At 74.0% G+C, this 13,484-nt stretch carries 16 protein-coding genes; 8 read left to right on the forward strand and 8 right to left on the reverse strand.

What is annotated here, in order from left to right:
* Positions 1-467: 467 nt before the first annotated feature.
* The 3 genes from AB0L89_RS00005 to AB0L89_RS00015 all read left to right on the forward strand — a co-directional run bounded on the left by AB0L89_RS00005 (position 468) and on the right by AB0L89_RS00015 (position 2,820).
* Positions 468-1,667, forward strand: a complete 1,200-nt coding sequence (locus AB0L89_RS00005; protein WP_365133863.1) for a sensor domain-containing protein — start codon at positions 468-470, stop codon at positions 1,665-1,667.
* Positions 1,649-2,305, forward strand: a complete 657-nt coding sequence (locus AB0L89_RS00010; protein ID WP_365131703.1) for a response regulator transcription factor — start codon at positions 1,649-1,651, stop codon at positions 2,303-2,305. Before AB0L89_RS00005 ends, AB0L89_RS00010 begins: the two co-directional genes overlap by 19 nt.
* Before the next feature lie 125 nt (positions 2,306-2,430).
* Positions 2,431-2,820 (forward strand): hypothetical protein, encoded by a 390-nt coding sequence (locus tag AB0L89_RS00015; RefSeq protein ID WP_365131708.1) that lies wholly within the window; start codon positions 2,431-2,433, stop codon positions 2,818-2,820.
* 37 nt (positions 2,821-2,857) lie between these two features.
* Here the strand turns inward: AB0L89_RS00015 and AB0L89_RS00020 are convergent, their stop codons facing one another.
* The 3 genes from AB0L89_RS00020 to AB0L89_RS00030 are packed head-to-tail and all read right to left on the reverse strand — an operon-like array spanning position 2,858 to position 5,344.
* Positions 2,858-3,502 (reverse strand): response regulator transcription factor, encoded by a 645-nt coding sequence (locus AB0L89_RS00020; protein ID WP_365131711.1) that lies wholly within the window; start codon positions 3,500-3,502, stop codon positions 2,858-2,860.
* Positions 3,493-4,635, reverse strand: a complete 1,143-nt coding sequence (locus AB0L89_RS00025; protein WP_365131714.1) for a sensor histidine kinase — start codon at positions 4,633-4,635, stop codon at positions 3,493-3,495. The genes AB0L89_RS00020 and AB0L89_RS00025 overlap by 10 nt, the downstream gene beginning before the upstream one ends.
* A 22-nt stretch (positions 4,636-4,657) precedes the next feature.
* Positions 4,658-5,344, reverse strand: coding sequence for a DedA family protein (locus AB0L89_RS00030; protein WP_365131717.1), 687 nt, complete (start codon positions 5,342-5,344; stop codon positions 4,658-4,660).
* A 168-nt stretch (positions 5,345-5,512) separates the two neighbouring features.
* Here AB0L89_RS00030 and AB0L89_RS00035 point away from each other — a divergent pair, with 168 nt between their 5' ends.
* The 5 genes from AB0L89_RS00035 to AB0L89_RS00055 all read left to right on the forward strand — a co-directional run bounded on the left by AB0L89_RS00035 (position 5,513) and on the right by AB0L89_RS00055 (position 8,623).
* Positions 5,513-5,872: a winged helix-turn-helix domain-containing protein gene (locus AB0L89_RS00035; RefSeq protein WP_365131720.1), complete on the forward strand. Its 360-nt coding sequence runs from the start codon at positions 5,513-5,515 to the stop codon at positions 5,870-5,872.
* 27 nt (positions 5,873-5,899) lie between these two features.
* Positions 5,900-6,133, forward strand: coding sequence for a hypothetical protein (locus AB0L89_RS00040; RefSeq protein WP_365131723.1), 234 nt, complete (start codon positions 5,900-5,902; stop codon positions 6,131-6,133).
* 135 nt (positions 6,134-6,268) lie between these two features.
* Positions 6,269-6,487, forward strand: a complete 219-nt coding sequence (locus AB0L89_RS00045; RefSeq protein WP_365131726.1) for an MbtH family protein — start codon at positions 6,269-6,271, stop codon at positions 6,485-6,487.
* A gap of 43 nt (positions 6,488-6,530) precedes the next feature.
* Entirely contained in the window at positions 6,531-7,463 is a 933-nt protein-coding gene (locus AB0L89_RS00050; RefSeq protein ID WP_365131729.1) for an ATP-binding cassette domain-containing protein, read from the forward strand.
* A 146-nt stretch (positions 7,464-7,609) separates the two neighbouring features.
* Complete coding sequence (locus tag AB0L89_RS00055; RefSeq protein ID WP_365131732.1) at positions 7,610-8,623, forward strand: helix-turn-helix transcriptional regulator; 1,014 nt, start codon at positions 7,610-7,612, stop codon at positions 8,621-8,623.
* Positions 8,624-8,725: 102 nt separating this feature from the next.
* Here AB0L89_RS00055 and AB0L89_RS00060 read toward each other — a convergent pair whose 3' ends face one another.
* Genes AB0L89_RS00060 through AB0L89_RS00080 form a run of 5 tightly spaced genes read right to left on the reverse strand, consistent with a single transcriptional unit; the run spans position 8,726 to position 13,431 of the window.
* Positions 8,726-11,293, reverse strand: coding sequence for an FtsX-like permease family protein (locus tag AB0L89_RS00060; protein ID WP_365131734.1), 2,568 nt, complete (start codon positions 11,291-11,293; stop codon positions 8,726-8,728).
* Positions 11,290-12,087 carry an ABC transporter ATP-binding protein gene (locus AB0L89_RS00065; RefSeq protein WP_365131737.1) on the reverse strand — a complete coding sequence of 266 codons (798 nt, stop codon included), beginning with the start codon at positions 12,085-12,087 and terminating at the stop codon, positions 11,290-11,292. Before AB0L89_RS00065 ends, AB0L89_RS00060 begins: the two co-directional genes overlap by 4 nt.
* Positions 12,084-12,878, reverse strand: a complete 795-nt coding sequence (locus tag AB0L89_RS00070) for a sensor domain-containing protein (protein ID WP_365131740.1) — start codon at positions 12,876-12,878, stop codon at positions 12,084-12,086. The genes AB0L89_RS00065 and AB0L89_RS00070 overlap by 4 nt, the downstream gene beginning before the upstream one ends.
* Positions 12,875-13,108, reverse strand: a complete 234-nt coding sequence (locus AB0L89_RS00075) for a hypothetical protein (protein ID WP_365131743.1) — start codon at positions 13,106-13,108, stop codon at positions 12,875-12,877. Before AB0L89_RS00075 ends, AB0L89_RS00070 begins: the two co-directional genes overlap by 4 nt.
* Complete coding sequence (locus AB0L89_RS00080; protein WP_365131746.1) at positions 13,105-13,431, reverse strand: winged helix-turn-helix domain-containing protein; 327 nt, start codon at positions 13,429-13,431, stop codon at positions 13,105-13,107. The genes AB0L89_RS00075 and AB0L89_RS00080 overlap by 4 nt, the downstream gene beginning before the upstream one ends.
* Between the last annotated feature and the right edge of the window lie 53 nt (positions 13,432-13,484).

The following is a 13,484-nucleotide window of genomic DNA, read 5'->3' on the forward strand; positions in this document are numbered from 1 at the left end:
TTCCCGGCGCTCCGCGCCGGGTCTTCCCCACCCACCCACCCGTTTACCCCGCACCGCCCTGCGGGACCGGCTGCGCCGGGGCTGGAGCCACACTTGTCGCTGCCCGGCACCGGGGGCTGTGCCCACCCGTTCCGCCCTGCGGAACGCCTGCCCACAGCGGGGACGGCCACCGGCCCGCCCCCACCGGGCCGCGCCCGCACGCGCTCCCGAGGGGACGTGGGGGTATGTGCGAACGGAGCACCGAGCCAGCAATAGCGCCTTTGGACTTGGGGCGGGGCGCAGGGATGGCGAGTACGCACATACCCCCGCGGCCCCGCCCCACAGACGGACAAAGGCGCACCGCCCAAGGCGCCCCCGCCAGACGCCCGCATACTGTGAGCCCCATGGGTGGTCGGGGACGTGTGTGGGATGGGCTGTGGCGGTGGGGGTTCGTGTGGGGGGTGGGGCCCTGGGTTAGTGCGGGGTATCTGGGGAGTGGCGCGGTCGTGGGGAGCGTCGTGCTGCTGGGCGGCCTCGTCCTGCTGACGCTCGGCGTCGTCCTCACCCCCGTCCTCCTCGGCCTCCCCCTCCTCGCCGCCCTCGCCCTCTCCGGCCTCCCCGTAGCCGCCCTCGAACGCCGCCGCCTCCGCCTCGTCGACCCCGCCCCGGCCCCCACCCCCCACCGCACCCCCGCCACCCCCGGCGCCCCCGCCTGGCTCCGGCTGCGGATCAAGGAGCAGGCGACCTGGCGCGAGCTCGCCCACGCCGCCCTCCTCGCCTTCGTGCTGTGGCCCCTGGACCTCCTCGTCCTGGCCTGCGCCGTCGTGCTCCCCGCCCTCCTCCTCGTCGCCCCCGCCCACCTCGCCCTCGCCGAAGGACACGGCATCCGCCCCGCCAAGCTGTGGCTCGTCGAGAGCTACCCGGCGGCCTGCGGCACCGCGCTGGCCGGCCTCGTCCTGCTCCTCGCCCTCGCCTACCCCCTCGGCGCCTACGCCGCAGCCCGCGCCGCCCTGGCCCGCCTCCTGCTCGCGCCCCGCGAGTCCGAACTGGCCGCCAGCCTCGCCGAGGTGACAAGGTCGCGGGCCCGCCTTGTCGACGCCTTCGAGGCCGAACGCCGCAGGATCGAGAGGGACTTGCACGACGGGGCGCAGCAGCGGCTCGTCGCCCTCACCATGAGCCTCGGCCTCGCCCGCCTCGACGTACCCCCGGACAGCCCGCTCGCGGCGAGCCTCGCGAACGCCCACGACGAGGCGGGCCGCGTCCTGGCCGAGCTGCGCGAGCTGATCCGCGGCATCCATCCGCAGGTCCTCACCGACCACGGCCTGGCCACCGCCATCGAGGACGCGGCGGACCGCTCCGCCGTCCCCGTGGAGGCGGCGGGCCTCGCGCTGCCCCGGCTGCCCGAAGCCGTCGAGTCGGCGGGGTACTTCGCGGTCCGCGAGGCCCTCGCGAACGTCGACCGGCACAGCGGGGCCACCCGCGCCCGCGTCACCGCCGCCCACACCGGCGGAGTGCTCCGCGTCGAGGTCCGCGACGACGGCCGCGGCGGCGCCGAGCCGGAGCGGGGCACGGGCCTGACCGGCCTCGCGGACCGGCTCGCCGTGCTCGATGGCACACTGACGGTCACCAGCCCGCCCGGCGGCCCGACCGTCCTGTCCGTGGAGATCCCGTGCGCAGCCGAAGCCTGAGAGTCGTCCTCGCCGAGGACAGCGTGCTGTTGCGGGAAGGGCTCGTCGGCCTGCTCACCCGCTTCGGGCACGAGACCGTCGCCGCGGTGGGCGACGCGGACGCGCTGCGGGACGCGGTGTCGGCGTACGAGCCGGACATCGTGGTGACCGACGTGCGGATGCCGCCCGGCTTCCAGGACGAGGGGCTGAAGGCGGCGGTCGCGCTCCGCGCACGGCGCCCGAAGCTGCCGGTGCTCGTGCTCAGTCAGTACGTCCAACGGTCCTACGCCGCCGAGCTGTTGGACAGCGGTGACGGCACCGGCGTCGGCTATCTGCTCAAGGACCGGGTGGGCCAGGTCGAGCAGTTCGTCGAGGGGCTCACCCGGGTCGCGGAGGGCGGGACGGTCGTCGACCCGGAGGTCGTACGGCAGTTGCTGCGCCGCCGCCGCGATCCGCTGGAGCAGCTGACGCCGCGCGAGCGCGAGGTGCTGGCGCTCGTCGCGGAGGGGAAGTCGAACGCGGCGATCGCATCCGAACTCGTCGTTTCCGAGGCGGCGGTGGGCAAGCACATCGGCAACATCCTCGGGAAACTGGACCTGCCTCCGGCGGACGGGACGCACCGCAGGGTGCTCGCGGTGCTGACGTATCTGCGGGCGTGAGGGATCCACTTTGCGGGCGTGGGGGATCCATGCGAAGGAACCGCACCAAGGATCCGCGTGAGGGATCCGTGGGGAGTGGCCGAGAGGACGGCCCGGGGCCGTACGAGCGATTACGATCCACGTTCATGAGCACGTCAGACCAGCCCAAGGCCACGGCGGAACTCCAGGACGAGGACCGGGACACGGAGACGGACCGAGGCCAGGGGCAGGGCCTGGACCCGGACACCGTCCCGGACCCGGACACCGCCCCGGACCAGGGACCCACCCCCGCCGCCCGCGCCCGGCGCGCCCGCATCGCCGCGGCCTCGCTGCTGATGGCCGTGGCGGCGGTGGTGCTCGCGCTGCGCCTGGCGAGCCGGTCCTCCGTCCTGGTCGTCGGGGTCTACGGCCTGCTGCTGATCCTGTGCGGCGTGGTGATCGAGCTGAGCCGCCGCGGCCGTACCAGGCTCGGCACCTGGCTGCTGGCCGCGGGGCTCGCGGCGGCGCTGGTCATGGACGGGGTCGTCCTGTCGTAGCGATCGGCCGTGGCGGGGCGGCGCGCGGGCGCGCGCCTCACGACTCCAGGTACCGCAGCACCGCGAGGACCCGGCGGCTGTAGCCCGTGGTCCGGGACAGACCCAGTTTGTCGAAGATCGCGTTGAGGTTCTTCTCGACCGCGCTCAGCGAGATGTGCAGCTTCTGCCCGATGGCGGCGTTGGTGTGCCCCTCGGCGAGCGCTTCGAGCACCGTGCGCTCGCGGGGCGTGAGCCGGGTCAGCGGGTCGACGTGCGTGGTGCGGATCAGCAACTGCCGTACGACTTCGGGGTCGATGGCGGCGCCCCCGGCGTGCACCCGCTCCAGCGCGTCGAGGAACTCCTCGACCTGGGCGACCCGGTCCTTGAGGAGGTAGCCGACGCGTTCGGCGCTCGACGTGAGCAGCTGCGCCGCGTAGTTGCGCTCCACGTACTGGGAGAGGACGACGACCCCGATGCCGGGGCGCGTCTCGCGGATCCGCACCGCGGCGCGCAGCCCTTCGTCGGTGTGGTCGGGCGGCATCCGGATGTCGGTGACGACGACGTCCGGCGTGTGCGCCTCGACCTCGGCGAGCAGCGCGTCCGCGTCGCCCACGGCGGCGAGGACCTCGTGGCCCTCCTCGGCGAGCAGCCGGACCAGGCCCTCCCGCAGCAGGGTCGAGTCCTCGGCCAGGATTACGCGCACGGCAGCTCCGCGGTGATGGTGGTGGGTCCCCCGAGGGGGCTGTCGACGTGCAGGGTGCCGTCGAGCGCGGCGACCCGGCTGCCCAGGCCGGTGAGCCCGCTGCCCGCCGGGTCGGCGCCCCCGGTGCCGCTGTCGCGGACGAGGACGGTCAGCGTCGCGCCCCGCCGCGCCACGCGCACGAAGACCTCCTCGGCGGCGGAGTGCTTGGCGGCGTTGGTGACGGCCTCCGAGACGACGAAGTAGGCGGCCGTCTCGACGGTGGGGGGCAGTGGTTCCGGTACGTCGTACTCCATGCGCACCGGCAGCGCGCACCGCTCCGACACCCCGCCGAGCGCCTCGCGCAGCCCGAGGCTGTCGAGCGCGGTGGGGTAGACCCGCCAGGCCACCTCGCGCAGCTCGGTGAGGACCTCCTGGGCCTCCTTGTGGGCCTGTTCGAGCAGGGCGTCCGCGCGCTCGGGGGTGCGGCCGCGGCGGGCCCTGCCGAGCAGCATGGCGAGCGCGACGAGCCGCTGCTGGACGCCGTCGTGCAGATCGCGCTCGACGCGGCGCCGCTCCACGTCGACCGCCCGGACCACCGCGGCGCGGCTGGTGGCCAGTTCGTCGATGCGGCGCTGGAGCAGCTCGCGCTCGGAGGGGCCGAAGCACTCGCGGGCCAGGCGGGCGTCCTGGTCGGTCAGCGCGCGCAGGCCCTGCACGGCGAGGAAGAGCAGGGTGCCGCCGAGGACGACCTGGCTGAGGACGTCCACCCAGGTCATGGACGTGTCGATCAGCGAGACGGCGAAGATCCCGGCGAGGACGGCACCGAAGTCGACGAGGGCGACGACGACGGCGCACAGCAGTCCGGAGTACGTACGGGCGGCGAGGTAGCGCAGGATCTGCTGGTCGGAGGCGCGGTGGTCGGGGAACGTGTCGTGGAAGAAGACCGACCGGCGCCACCGCTCAAGGACGGTGACCTTCCGCGCGCCCGAGGCGAGCAGCGCGTGGGCGCGGGCGCGGGTGCGCGGCCAGAGCAGGAAGGCGCCGAGGGCCGCGCCGGCGACGACGAAGTAGACGAGCCCGAGCAGGGCGGTGAGGCAGCCGATGAGCACACCGGCGACCCTCAGTACGAACGGGGCGGCCACGGGCTCCTTCACGTCGTCCGACACTAGTCGACCCCTAGTCGACGCGCCGGTGACGGGGCCCGGCCCCGGCACCGGCGCGGGGCCGGTTGCGCGAGCGCACGCGGACCACCGCCCAGACGACGGCGGCCGCGAGGACGGTGACGAGGACGACCTTGGAGAGCAGGCCCACGTACGTCTCGACGGCGTCCCACTGGTCGCCCAGCCAGTACCCGGCGAGGACCAGGACCGAGTTCCAGATCAGGCTGCCCAGCGAGGTCAGGGCGAGGAAGACCGGCAGCCGCATGCGTTCCACGCCGGCCGGCACGGAGATCAGGCTGCGGAAGATCGGCACCATCCGGCCAAGGAAGACGGCCTTGGTGCCGTGCTTGGCGAACCACGCCTCGGTGCGCTCCAGGTCGGACGCCTTGACCAGCGGCAGCTTCGCCCAGAGGGCGTGCATGCGCTCGCGCCCGAACAGCACGCCGATCCAGTAGAGGGCCGCCGCGCCGACCACCGAGCCGAGCGTCGTCCAGAACAGCGCGGAGGCCAGGCTGATCACGCCCTGCCCGGCCGCGAAGCCGGTGAGCGGCAGGATCACCTCACTGGGCAGCGGCGGGAAGAGGTTCTCCAGCGCGATGGCGAGCCCCGCGCCGGGGCCGCCGAGCGTGTCCACCAGGTCGGCGGCCCAGCCCGCGATGCCGCCCGCGGGTTCCTGGGGGAGGGCGAGAGTCGTGAGGTCCATGCGAGCAACGCTAGAAAACGCAGGTCAGCTGCGGTATGGGGGTTGCCGTCGACCGGGGGTGCGGTTTTCCGCACCCCGGGCGGATGCTTGGCCCCAGCGGCTTGACAAGCGTATATTGCACGAGAAAGCTTCAGCTGACAGGTACCCCCAGGACGCCCGAGGTGAGCCATGACCAGCGAGGAGCTTCTGGCCTTCCTGGCGGCCGTGGGACACGCCCAGCGCCTGCGGGTCATCACCGAGCTCGCCGAGGGCCGGATGTACGTCAGCGAAATGGCCCGCCGGCTGAAGATGTCCCGGCCGCTGCTCTACATGCACCTGGAGCGCCTGGAGAAGGCCGGCCTCGTCGTCGGTCACCTGGAGCTCTCCGACGACGGCAAGGCGCTGAAGTACTTCGAACTGGCGCCGTTCGACCTGCGCCTGAACGTGGACACGGTCCTGGCCGCCGCGCACGAGGACATCGCCGCGCACGAGGGCGACGCCGCGGACGGGGCCACGGACGCGGCCGCCGACGCGGCGGGTCCGCAGTAACCCAATGAACCCGAAGGGGAAGCGCACATGACCGGCGCTGTCATCGCCATCGCCATCGTTCTGATCGTCGTCGGCGGCATCACGGCGAGTGTGGCCGCGTACTTCAGACTCCAGCGCCACCGCGCGGACGCCGTCGCCATGGCCGAATACCGCAGGCTCGCCGAGGAGGCGGTCGCGAACCAGGTCGCCCTGCAAGGGCAGTTGGCAGAGCTGCACGACCGCGTGAAGTCCGTGGAGAGCCTGCTGCGCAGCGTCGACTGACCCGCCGCGGGGCGGCCCCGCGCGGGCCGCGCGCAGCCCCGCCGCGGCAGTCAGCGCCGTGTCAGCGGTGGCCGAGAGCATGGGGTTCGGGCCAGGGGCCCGAACCCCATACGACTCGGATACGGAGTGCGCGACGTGTCGAATCCCTTTGACGATCCGGACGGAACCTTCCTGGTGCTGGTGAACGACGAGGGCCAGCACTCGCTCTGGCCCGCGTTCGCCCAGCGCCCGGAGGGCTGGCGGGTGGCCCTGGAGGAGGGGCCCCGCGACGCCGCGCTGAGCTACGTCGAGGAGCACTGGACCGACATGCGTCCGCGCAGCCTGCGCGAGGCCGCTTCGGCGCAGGCTTCTTGAGTCACCGTCGGTTCGCCAGGATGCCGGAGGAACAACAGTGAGCATGGCGATTCAGGCGGAGGGCCTGCGCAAGCGCTACAAGGAGCACGAGGCGCTGAGCGGAGTCGACCTCGAGGTGCCCGGCGGCACGGTGTTCGGACTGCTCGGCCCCAACGGCGCGGGCAAGACGACCACCGTGCGCACGCTGGCCACCCTGGTGGAGCCGGACGGCGGGCGTGCCGAGGTGGCCGGCTTCGACGTGGCGCGCAGTCCGCACGAGGTGCGCCGGCGGATCGGCCTCGCCGGTCAGTACGCGGCGGTGGACGAGCTCCTGACGGGCCGCGAGAACCTCGTGCTCATCGGCCGGCTGCTGCACCTGGGCCGGCGCGCGGCACGGCGGCGCGCGGGCGAGCTCCTGGACCGGTTCGACCTGTCCCACGCGGCGGACCGGCCCGCGCACACCTACTCGGGCGGCATGCGGCGCCGCCTCGACCTGGCCGTCTGCCTGGTCACCACGCCGTCGGTGCTCTTCCTCGACGAACCCACCACCGGACTGGACCCGGTGAGCCGGATGGCGCTGTGGGACGCGGTACGCGAACTGGTCACCGACGGCGTGACCGTCCTGCTGACCACGCAGTACCTGGACGAGGCCGATGCCCTCGCCGACCGGATCGCCGTCGTCGACCGGGGCCGGGTCATCGCCGAGGGCACCCCGGACGAGCTCAAGCGGAAGGTCGGCGACGAGCGCCTGGAGATCGTGGTGGCCCGCCCCGACGACGTGCGTGCCGCCGTCACCGCGCTGCGCCGCATCTCGGCGGACGAGCCGACCGCCGACCAGGACCGGCGCCTGGTCTCCATCGCGCTCGGCGACGGCATGACGGGCATCGCCAACGCCGCCTCGGCCCTGCGCCAGGACGGCGTCGACGTCGTCGACTTCGCGCTGCGCAGGCCGACGCTGGACGACGTCTTCGTGACGCTCACCGGCCAGTCGGCCTGAGCGCCTCGCCGTCCGGGCACCGCGCCCGCTGACGCGGCCCCAGGAAATCTCCCGCCCCCGTCCACGGGGGCGGGACAGGGCTGCTCCGGCCGTCCCGGACACTCTCGACACCTGCGGAAAAGCTGACCAACGGGGGGCAGTCACCCATGCAGAGAATCCATTTCACCGCCGACGACATCGCCAGGACCCGGCTGCGTACGGACGCGGGGCCGCTCGTCGAGACGGCCTTCGCGTACGGCCTGCTCGGGCGGTGCGTGGGGCCGCCCTACGTCCGGTGGTACCGCCAGGTCGCCAAGCGGCTGTCCGCCCGCCCGCAGGGACGGTCGGGGAGCGCCGGCGCGGCCGGTGACCCCGAGGCGCTGCTGCGGCTGATCGAGCGCGGCGGCGGCGAGGGAGGCGGCGGCGCCCACCCGGTGTCGCTGGTGCCGCAGCTCGCCGCCCACCAGGAGGCGGCGGGCCTCTCGGAGGTCTGGCGCGAGGGCATCTCCCCGTACTGGGCGCGCATGGTGGCGTATCTGCAGGCCGAGTGCGAGGCGCGCGGCCGGGTGGTGATGGGCGGCGGCGTGGAGGTCCTGCTCGCCACCCTGCACCCCCGGACCACCTGGCGCCCGCAGGTCCTGGAGATCCCCGGCGGCCCCGACGGGGACATCCACCTCGACGGCCGCGGCCTGGTGCTCGTCCCCTCGGTGTTCCTCAACCACCGCCCCGCGCAGGTCATCGGGGTGCAGAGCGACAGCGGCGAACTGGTCCTCGCCTTCGCTGCGCCGCCGGACGCCCAGCGGGCGGCGGGCCTGTGGGACACGCCCGAGGACACCGCCCAGTCGCTCGGCGCGCTGGTCGGCCAGACCCGGGCCGCCGCGCTGCGGGTGCTGCGGGCCACCTGCACGACCAGCGAGCTCGCCGAGCGGCTCGGCATCTCGGCGGCCAGCGCGAGCCAGCACACGAAGGTGCTCCGCGAGACCGGTCTGATCACCACCCGGCGGATCCGCAACACCGTGCTGCACTCGGTCAGTCCGCTGGGCGTCGCCCTCCTCGACGGACTGCCCGCACAGCCGGGGCTCGACGGACTGCCCGCGCAGCCGGGACCGGACCGCATGGCCCGCGCCGGCGCGGTGCCGACCGCCCGCATCCCCCGGCAGGTCGTCCTGCACGCCTCCTGAGGGAGCCGCGCGGCTCTCCATGGCTCTCGGTACCTCTTCGCCTCTCCGTACGACGCGTCCCCCGGCCACGGGCACCACGGCCGGGGGACGCGTCGTCGGTGCTCACTCGCGGATGCCCACCGCGGCGCCCGGCCGGTGGCGCAGCACCGCGGCCGCCGACACGAGCGTGGTGAACAGGGTCAGCGCGAACGCCGCGCCCACCACCGTCGCGAAGATCCACGGCGGGCCCTGCGGCATCGGCTCGCCCAGCACGCTCAGGCTCAGCGGCACCAGCGTCAGGACCGCGACCAGCAGGCCGAGGAGGATGCCGGCCACGGAGACCAGGAGCGCCTCCACGGTCATCATCCGCAGCACCTGCCGCCGGGTGGCCCCCACGAGCCGCTGGAGCATGAACTCGCGGCGCCGCTCGGTGGTCGCGAGGACCTGCGTGTTGACCAGGGCGATCGTCGAGTACGCGATGACCACGCCCAGCACCATGTACGCCATCCAGGCCTGGGTGTCGTCCTCGTCCGCGTGGACCGCGCTGACCGTGGTCCGCGGCAGCACGGTCAGACCGGGCTGCTCGTCGGCCAGCGCCGACAGGGTCTTCGTCAGCCGGGCCTGGTCGGTGCCGGGCGCCGCGGTCACCGTGATCTGCGGGACCAGGCCGGAGTCGGTGTGCGGGACGAGGAGCGAGGCGGGCACCAGCGCGGTCTCGTAGCCGCGGCGCGCGCCGACGGTGGCGACCAGTTCGAGGCGGACCTCCGTGCCGTCGCCGAGCCGCATCGGGACCTTGTCGCCGATCTCGTGCCCGTCGGTCTCCGACGAGGGCAGCGCGACGGTGTCGCCCCGCAGGTCGTCCAGGCTGCCGCTCTCGGCGCGGAAGGCGGTGGTGCCCTTGACGCCCTCGGCGGTGACGCCCTGCAGCGGCATCTCGGTGGGCTCGAAGTCGCCCTCGTCGATCTCGGACTGCGTGGGCGGCGTCTTCGGCTCCAGGTAGCCGAGGGTGGCGACCTGCGCGGAGGCGGCGGACACGCCGGGCTGCTTCCTGATGGTGTCGACCATGGACAGCGGCAGACCGCCGGATACGGAGGTGACCGCCACGTCGGCCCGCATGTTCTCGTCGAACGCCTCCTGGGAGCCGCTGGACTGGGTGGTCTGCAGATAGATCAGCGCGATGGCCAGACCGGTGGCGAGCATGACGGGCATCACCGCCGAGGCCATCCGGCTGCTGCGCGCCTTCGCGTTGAGCGTGGCGAGGCGGCCGGAGAAACCGGTCAGGGCGCGCAGCGGCCAGTGCAGCACGGCCGTGATCAGCTTGGCGAGTCCCGGTCCGAGCAGCCCGAAGCCGACCGTCCACAGCATCGCCGCCGGGGTGGCGGTGCTGCCCGCCATGGGGCCGTCCAGGCTCGCGGTGACCAGCGCGAGGGCGGCGCCGCCGCCGAGGAAGAGCAGCGCGAAGACCAGCCGCGGGACGCTGAACCACTTGCGTTGGAGGGAGGCCTCGGCGAGCGCCTCGGTGGGCCGGGTGCGCGCCGCGCCGCGGGCCGAGATGAAGGCCGCGCCCAGCGCGGTGAGCAGGGCGGCGCCCACGCCGGTCACCATCGGGATCCAGCCCGCGCGATACGCGAGGGTGTCGGGCACCACGTCGCCCTCGGCGAAGGCGGTGAGCAGCCACCGCCCGACGTGCGGACCGGGGTAGCAGGCGAGCGCGGTGGCCACGAGGGCGACGACGAGCGTCTCGCCGAGGATGAGGCGGCGCAGCTGGCCCGGCGTGGTGCCGATCGCCCGCAGGAGGGCCATCTCGCGCTGCCGCTGCTGGATGGACAGGCCCATGGTGCTGGACACCACGAAGACGGTGACCATCGCGGACAGACCGCCGAACACCGAGGCCAGGGTGACCAGTTTGGTGCCGTCGGTGATGATCCTCGGGTTCTCCGCCCAGCCGCGCTTGTCGCCGGTCAGCACGGTGGCGGGCGCGCCGTCCACCGCCTCCTTGAGGGCCCCCACGACGTCGCCGCGGTCGGCGCCCGCCTCGGTGAGGACGCCGATGTTGTCGAGCGTGCCGGGACGGCCGCCGATCTCCTCGGCCGTCCGGTCGGAGAGGAAGACGGCGTTCTCGTCGGCGTCGGCGGCCACGGCGCCGGAGCCGCTCGCGAGGCCGGAGACGGTGAACCGCTTCGCGTCGCCGTTCACCAGGAACTCGGCCCGGTCGCCGGGGCGCAGCCCGGCCCGCTCGGCGAGCCGGGCGCCCAGGACGACCTGGCCGGACCGGGTGGGCGCGGCGCCCTCGGTGAGCCGGTAGGGGGCCAGGCGCGCGGAGGACCAGCCGTGGCCGGTGACCTCGGCTGCCGCGCCCTTGCCGCCGTCGCGCACCAGCGTGGCGCCGAAGGACACGTCCGGTACGGCGCGGGCGACGCCGGGCACCGCGGCGACCTTGTCGAGGAGCGCGGCGTCCAGCCGCAGGCGTTCGGAGAAGACGTACTCGCCGTGGGTGCCGGGGTGGCTCTGGTCGCCGGTGACCACGATCGGCGCGGCGCCCAGGCGCTGCGGGGGAGCGGCGCTGCGCAGCCCGGTCTCGAAGAGGCCGCCGCAGCCGATCACGATCGTGGCGCCGAAGAACAGCGCGATGAACGAGGCGACGAAGCCGCCCTTGTGGAACCGCAGGGTGCGGAGCGCGACGCCGATCACCGGGGCACCCCGTGTCCGGCGCGCACCGCGGCCGACTCCTGGCCCCAGGCGCCCAGGTGGGTCATGCGCTCGGCGACCTGGTCGGCGGTGGGCCGGTCCAGGTGGCTGACGAACTGCCCGTCGGCGAGGAACAGGACGCGGTCGGCGTGCGAGGCGGCGACCGGGTCGTGGGTGACCATCACCATGGTCTGCCCCGCCTCCCGGACGGCCTCGCGCAGCAGCGTGAGGACCTCGCGGGCGGCGTACGTGTCGAGGGCGCCGGTCGGCTCGTCGCCGAAGATCACCGCGGGCCGGGTGATCAGCGCGCGGGCGATGGCGACGCGCTGCTGCTGGCCGCCGGAGAGCTCGCCGGGCCGGTTGTTGCGGCGCTCGGCCAGGCCGACGCGCTCCAGGACCTGGTCGATCGCGCCCTTCTTGGGCCTGCGGCCGGCGAGCCGGAGCGGCATCGCGACGTTGTCCACCACGCTCAGCGCGGGGAGCAGGTTGAACGCCTGGAAGATGAAGCCGATGCGCTCGCGGCGCAGCTTGGTCAGCTCGCGCTCCTTGAGCGGCGAGAGGTCCACGCCGTCGAGCAGCACCTTGCCCGAGGTGGGCCGGTCGAGGCCGGCCGCGCAGTGCAGGAAGGTGGACTTGCCGGATCCCGAGGGACCCATGACCGCGGTGAAGGTGCCCCGCGGCAGGCTGATCGTCACGCCGTCGAGGGCCGCCACCTGGTTCTTGGACCTGCCGTAGACCTTGCGTACGGAGTCGAGCTGGACCACGTCCCGTGCCTGCGGACTCGGTGTCCCCATCATGTGCTGTGTCCTTCGCTGGTGGTCGGTCCGGTCCGAGGGCCGGTCGAGGCGAGCGCGAGCGCCAGAGGGCCGGGCTCGGTGAGGATGCGCTTGGCCCGCGCCAGGGGGTCGGGGGCCGGGCGGAGCAGGGTGTGGGCGACGGTCAGGTGCAGCCGGGCGGCGGCGACGACGAGCCGGGCGGCGTAAACCGCGAGGCCCAGGCAGAGCGCCGCGACGGCCAGGGCGGCCGGCCAGGTGTCGATCCGCAGCCCCGGGTCGCCGTCGTCGGGGCCGCCGAGCCACACGCCGTGCAGCCGGGTGCCGTCCGCCTGGAGGGAGTCGAGGGACCAGAACCACAGGGGCAGGGACACCCCGGCGAGCGGCACCAGCCAGGCGAGGAGCGCGAGCAGGTCGAGGAGCAGGAGGAAGGGGAAGAAGACGATCAGGCAGACGCAGTCGCGGAAGAACACCGGGTCGCCGCAGCGCGCCCTGAGCTGCTCGGCGAGGCCCGGCCGCGCGGGTTCCGGGTACGCGTACGGGATCGGCGCGTCGACCAGGACGGCGCGGCCCCGCTCCACCTGGGCGCAGCAGCGCACCACCCAGGCCGAGCCGACGGTCAGCGCCACCGAGACGGTGAACTGCATGAACACGATGCCCAGCACGACGGCGGTGGCCGCGACCGCGAACAGCGCGGGTCCCGCCAGGAGGTAGGAGGCCAGATAGCCGCTCGCGCGCCAGGGCGCGGCCGAGAGCAGCGCGCCCAGCGGACCGCGGCGCACCGCCAGCCGCCCGGCGGGCCGCAGCGCGATCATCCGACGCTCCGCAGCAGGCCCTCGACGGCCTTCACCCGCTCGTCGAGCGCGCTCAACTGCCCCTGCAGGGCCCGCTGTGCGTCGGCCGCCTCCTCGGCCAGCCTGCGGTAGCCGGCCATGGCGACGGCGTCGGCGCGGTGGCGCTGCAGCCGGAAGTACGCGACCACGCTGCCGGTGATGCCGCCGACCACGAGCAGGATGACGGCGATGGTGATGACGGCGCCGGTCATGTGGCGGTCCCCTTCATGTTGACGTGCCCTTCCGTGTCCTGTGCGAGGGCCCCGAGGACCGTGTCGACGGTCAGGTTCAGGGCGAACGGCGCCAGTTCGACGTACCGGAGCGCCTTGCCCTCGCGGGAGCGCTCCAGGTGGCAGGCGACGAGGCCGGCCTTCTCCAGGCGGTTGAGGTGCAGGTGGAGCAGCGGCCGGGACATGCCCAGACGGCGGGCCAGTTCGCCCATGTGCAGCCGCCCGTCGGCGAGTTCGGCGACGGCGCGCAGCCGCTGCCGATGGCCCATGGCGGCGAGTACGGCCAGCAGGTCCTCGCTCGTCATCGCCGTCCCCTCCCGTACTCCCGAACTCGCTTACTCCGAAGCGTGTAAGTCGA

This window comes from Streptomyces sp. NPDC052114, from assembly GCF_040680155.1.
Lineage (GTDB): Bacteria > Actinomycetota > Actinomycetes > Streptomycetales > Streptomycetaceae > Streptomyces.

Coding starts and splice junctions, on each gene's coding strand:
- AB0L89_RS00015 (WP_365131708.1), top strand. CDS start 2,431: ATGAGCACGTCAGACCAGCCCAAGGCCACGGCGGAACTCCAGGACGAG.
- AB0L89_RS00030 (WP_365131717.1), bottom strand. CDS start 5,344: ATGGACCTCACGACTCTCGCCCTCCCCCAGGAACCCGCGGGCGGCATC.
- AB0L89_RS00035 (WP_365131720.1), top strand. CDS start 5,513: ATGACCAGCGAGGAGCTTCTGGCCTTCCTGGCGGCCGTGGGACACGCC.
- AB0L89_RS00040 (WP_365131723.1), top strand. CDS start 5,900: ATGACCGGCGCTGTCATCGCCATCGCCATCGTTCTGATCGTCGTCGGC.
- AB0L89_RS00050 (WP_365131729.1), top strand. CDS start 6,531: ATGGCGATTCAGGCGGAGGGCCTGCGCAAGCGCTACAAGGAGCACGAG.
- AB0L89_RS00055 (WP_365131732.1), top strand. CDS start 7,610: ATGCAGAGAATCCATTTCACCGCCGACGACATCGCCAGGACCCGGCTG.
- AB0L89_RS00065 (WP_365131737.1), bottom strand. CDS start 12,087: ATGATGGGGACACCGAGTCCGCAGGCACGGGACGTGGTCCAGCTCGAC.
- AB0L89_RS00070 (WP_365131740.1), bottom strand. CDS start 12,878: ATGATCGCGCTGCGGCCCGCCGGGCGGCTGGCGGTGCGCCGCGGTCCG.
- AB0L89_RS00075 (WP_365131743.1), bottom strand. CDS start 13,108: ATGACCGGCGCCGTCATCACCATCGCCGTCATCCTGCTCGTGGTCGGC.
- AB0L89_RS00080 (WP_365131746.1), bottom strand. CDS start 13,431: ATGACGAGCGAGGACCTGCTGGCCGTACTCGCCGCCATGGGCCATCGG.